The following is a 1,992-nucleotide window of genomic DNA, read 5'->3' on the forward strand; positions in this document are numbered from 1 at the left end:
CTATTTGCTCAATGTGTTCGGCTGAGATCGGAAATCAACCCACGAACAAGCTGGGATAATGCATCATCACCCGCAAACCACCTGAAATTCTGCCAGCGAGTAATTCTAGGAAACGAATGTATCGACTGTGGGCAAGTATGATTAACTAAAGCAACACAAGGAGACGAATTGCAACACCAACAAGCGAAAATGGCTTAGCGATGCATCGCTAAGCCATTGAATCGCCTCTTTGCAAAGTGAGAGAAATCCCAATGCGTTAAAAAAATCGTGTCAGAAAAGTACACCTATTTACAAAGAAGTTCAAAGGAGCAAACTAATATAAAAAGTGCCTCTGAACTGGGGGTTTACTCCCACTCCACCGTGCCGACGGGCTTGGGGGTCAGGTCGTAGCAAACGCGGCAGATACCGGGGACCTCGGCGGTGACGCGGGCGGTGATGCGCTTGAGCAGCGCCCAGTCAAGCTCGGGCACCTCGGCGGTCATGACATCGACGGTGCTGATGCAGCGGATGATGCAGGGCCAGTCGTAGGCGCGCTTGCCCTCGCGCACGCCGGTGGCGCGGAAGTCGGGCACGACGGCGAAGTACTGCCAAATGGTAAGACCGGCCTTGTCGATCTCCTCGCGCACGATGGCGTCGGCCTCGCGCAGCGCCTCAAGACGGTCGCGGGTGATGGCACCAAGGCAGCGGACGCCCAGGCCGGGACCGGGGAACGGCTGGCGCTCGACCATGTTCTCGGGCAGGCCGAGTTCGCGGCCCACGACGCGCACCTCGTCCTTGTACAGCAGCTTGACGGGCTCGCAGAGCTCAAACTGCAGGTCCTCGGGCAGACCGCCCACGTTGTGGTGGGCCTTCACGCCGTCCTGCGACTCCAGGATGTCGGGATAGATGGTGCCCTGGGCGAGGAAGCTGACCTCGTCGCCAACCTTGCGGGCCTCCTCCTCGAACACGCGGATAAACTCGGCGCCGATAATCTTACGCTTGGCCTCGGGCTCGGCGACGTCGACGAGCTTGTCGAGGAAGCGGTCGGTCGCGTCCACGTAGACCAGATTCGCATCCATCTGGTTCTTAAAGACGTCGACGACCTGCTCGCTCTCGCCCTTGCGCATAAGGCCGTGGTTCACGTGCACGCAAATGAGCTGCTTGCCGATGGCCCTGATGAGGAGCGCCGCGACAAGACGGTCGAGAACTACCTCAAAGCCCTCGAAAGCGCCTACATCCTGAGCGAATGCGAACAGAACGGCATCGCCGGCAAGCAGGTGCTTAGACCCCAGCGCAAGTTCTATCCCATCGACACCGGCTTGCGCAATCTAGCTAGCAACTATGCCCCAAAGGGCCTGGGCGCTCAGCTCGAGTGCGTGGTATTCAACGAGCTCGTGCGCCGTGGCTACAACGTGACCGTGGGCGCACTGCTTAAAGGCGAGGTAGACTTCGTGGCCGACAAGCACGACGAGCGCCTCTACATCCAGGTGACCGAAACGCTTGCAAGCCCCGAGACATACGAGCGCGAACTGGCGCCTTTTTCCCTCGTAAACGATGCCTTCCCCAAGCTGGTGCTCACCACCGATCGCCTGCGGCTCGGCACCACCGAGCAAGGCGTGTGCATCGAGAACCCGGTGGACTGGTTGCTCAAAGGCTGGAGCTGAGCGACGCAAGTGTCCAGCACGCACCTGGACAGGACCCGCATGGCGCCCTCCGCCGCCAGACGGCCGCGGCAGGCCTCCTGCAGGAACACGTATGCCGCCGCCTCGAGCGTGAAAAGCTCCTCGCCGCGCATGCCCTCGCCCCGTCCAATAAACGTTCACCGCGCTAAAGGAGAGCGCGACCGTCAATAAAGAGCGCTTTTGCGCACTAAAAATCAGTGAATCTGAACTCAGAAACGCTTGTTGTCCACGAGGCATCGAGTATCGTCCCGTCCCGCACATCGTCCGTCGGGCTGGAAAGGGAGATCGGTGCGTCTCCCCCGCCCGTTCCGGATTCGACGCAAAGCAGCAC

The 1,992-nt window shown here is 60.0% G+C and carries 2 protein-coding genes; one reads left to right on the plus strand and one right to left on the minus strand.

The genetic code is table 11. The annotated features are described in order from the left end of the window. Nucleotides 1-344: 344 nt before the first annotated feature. Complete coding sequence (gene guaA, locus DW151_RS10315; protein WP_233543400.1) at nucleotides 345-1,127, minus strand: glutamine-hydrolyzing GMP synthase; 783 nt, start codon at nucleotides 1,125-1,127, stop codon at nucleotides 345-347. Here guaA and DW151_RS10830 point away from each other — a divergent pair. Further along, nucleotides 1,122-1,643, plus strand: a complete 522-nt coding sequence (locus DW151_RS10830; RefSeq protein ID WP_233543401.1) for a hypothetical protein — start codon at nucleotides 1,122-1,124, stop codon at nucleotides 1,641-1,643. The genes guaA and DW151_RS10830 overlap by 6 nt on opposite strands. Nucleotides 1,644-1,992 lie beyond the last annotated feature (349 nt).

It is taken from the genome of Collinsella sp. AM13-34, from assembly GCF_003473055.1.
Classification (GTDB): Bacteria; Actinomycetota; Coriobacteriia; order Coriobacteriales; family Coriobacteriaceae; genus Collinsella.